Source organism: Arcobacter sp., from assembly GCF_050300555.1.
Lineage (GTDB): Bacteria > Campylobacterota > Campylobacteria > Campylobacterales > Arcobacteraceae > Arcobacter.
Map to the genome: position 1 here is coordinate 1 of NZ_JBNKXY010000123.1, position 745 is coordinate 745.

Consider the following 745-nt stretch of genomic DNA (forward strand, 5'->3'; position numbering starts at 1 on the left):
TCTCAATTATAAATTATATAGTGAGATACACTTGCATACCTGCTTATTTGAAGTCTGAAAACCACGTTGTTTGTTATCAGATTCAACCTCTATCTAACATTCCTTAAGCTTTATATTTTTTTGTATTGTAAGTATAATCCTGTAAATTATCAAAACTTGTTCCAATTTTTTAAAAAAAATCATGTCATAAAATTATAATCTGCAATAGTACATTTAATGACAATACCTTCGTATCTGAAATATCATCATTATACTCTCCATCTTGTGACGAATACATCAATGATTTCTCTGTCTTTCTTATGAGAGATTGTTTCCATCTTTGTCTTTTTGTACATTTTTTTCTTTTTCCCTTGAAAATTGAACGGCTTAACCCATCTATATCAACCTGAATCACAACAAAAACAATGTCAATTTCACCAAAACACCAATCGAAAAAACATTAAATATTGTTTGTACCTCATTGTTCACGTGTTGTTGTTCATCTATTTTTTGGTCGTTGATTTCTCCTTTTTTCATTGGTTTCTCCTTCATTCATCTTACTTGCGATTATTTATCCTTCTAGACAATCGCTCTCCAGTGGCAAGAAAAGCTTCCAGCTTTTCCTCTTTTATTGATTTGGTGTTGCTTTCAGCTTTAATTTTTTCATTCTTCAGGTCCACCATTTCATTATCTTCATCCGTATCACTCTCTACAATATATTTTTGACGCTTCCTTTTCAGAATTTGGTGATCACTCATGAAGCTAT

At 31.0% G+C, this 745-nt stretch carries 2 protein-coding genes; both read right to left on the reverse strand.

Annotated features, from left to right (window positions below):
• Positions 1–390: 390 nt before the first annotated feature.
• Positions 391–516 (reverse strand): hypothetical protein, encoded by a 126-nt coding sequence (locus ACQY5W_RS13110; protein WP_428025421.1) that lies wholly within the window; start codon positions 514–516, stop codon positions 391–393.
• A gap of 20 nt (positions 517–536) precedes the next feature.
• Positions 537–745 (reverse strand): hypothetical protein (locus ACQY5W_RS13115; protein ID WP_428025422.1); only part of this gene is annotated, 209 nt, incomplete at its 5' end.

Excerpts from the sequence above, each read along its gene's own strand:
- ACQY5W_RS13110 (WP_428025421.1), bottom strand. The coding sequence starts at position 516 with ATGAAAAAAGGAGAAATCAACGACCAAAAAATAGATGAACAACAACAC.